This window comes from Pseudonocardia sp. Ae505_Ps2, assembly GCF_001932425.1.
Taxonomy (GTDB): Bacteria; Actinomycetota; Actinomycetes; order Mycobacteriales; family Pseudonocardiaceae; genus Pseudonocardia.
The window spans coordinates 509708-510826 of the sequence record NZ_MCIP01000001.1 but is presented as its reverse complement, the minus strand read 5'-3'; the positions used below and the strand labels follow the sequence as shown (position 1 = coordinate 510826).

The window sequence follows — 1119 nt, the reverse complement described above, 5'->3', positions numbered from 1 at the left end:
GTGTAGGTGACAGGATCAGACATGCAGGACCTCGGTGACGGTGTCGATCTGTGCTGGACCGAACCGATCTACCGGGGTCCTGCCCCGTTCCCGCTCATCTCACCACCCTCGGCGTGTCGCCACGACCTGCCACCCCGCTACTGAGAACACCTCATTGGCCTCTGCGGTCAAGCGTGGCGTCACCACCATAAATGCGTGAAGTTCTGGACTGCGCCGTCGCAGGGCTGAGAACTTCCCGTAGAACTGTGTAAGAGGGCCAATTTTGACGGCAGACGTGTATGCCTTGCACTCGATTATCGCCGGCTTATTCGAGAGCGTATGTGAGACCTTAAGGTCTAGTTCAATCCCATTTGATGTTACGTTACGTTCGCGCCAAGAAGGGTCTTGATAGCCGAACGCATTGAAGAGGCGTCCGATGAACATCTCAAAAAGGTGGCCACGGGTGTGGTTCCGAGCGCCGTCTGTGTCACCCTCGGCGACGACAAGCACACTGGCGTCGGTTGGCTTCACACTACGCACTCGAGCTCCCGCGTTGGGTAACGTTGACCTTCGTTGGTAGGTCGGCGCTGGGTAGGCAATCCGTTACATCACTGGTGCCTCACTCTGCGCAGGCCGTCTGCAGGCCGTGAGAGGTGGACGGCTCATCACGGCTGATGACTGGTGACGAGCGAATCAAAGCAGCTCAGGCCGCCAATCGACGGCAAGGCTGTAGGTCGACAGCTCGCAGCCTGAAGATCACGCAGATCTACGAGGGCACCAACCAGATCCAGCGCATGGTGATGGCGCGCAACCTCCTGAAGTGACACTCTGACCGCCCATGGACGGGGCTGTCGTGGACCGAGCACTGCTCGACCGGCTGCTCGACACCGATCCGGCGCTGCGCTGGCAGGTCGAGCGCGACCTGGCGGGTGCGCCTCCCGAGGTCTGGGAGGCCACCCGTGCTCGGGTCGCGACCGGGGGATGGGCGCGCGGCTGCTCGCCCGTCAGGATCCCGACGGCACCTGGGCGGGCGGCGCGTACTTCCCGGCCGAGCCGTCGACGGTGGAGGGCCAGCCGTGGACGGCGACGACCTGGTCGCTGAACGCCCTGCGGGAGTGGGGCCTGGATCCCGCGGCGCTC

1 protein-coding gene and 1 pseudogene are annotated in these 1119 nt (G+C 63.3%); both read left to right on the top strand.

Annotated features, from left to right (window positions below; translation table 11 throughout):
- The first annotated feature begins 653 nt into the window (after positions 1-653).
- The gene (locus tag Ae505Ps2_RS33950) at positions 654-803 is read left to right on the top strand and encodes an acyl-CoA dehydrogenase family protein (protein ID WP_249265207.1); all 150 of its coding nucleotides are present in this window, start codon (positions 654-656) and stop codon (positions 801-803) included.
- 14 nt (positions 804-817) lie between these two features.
- Positions 818-1119 (top strand): annotated as a pseudogene (locus Ae505Ps2_RS33035) (squalene cyclase); the annotation flags it as partial.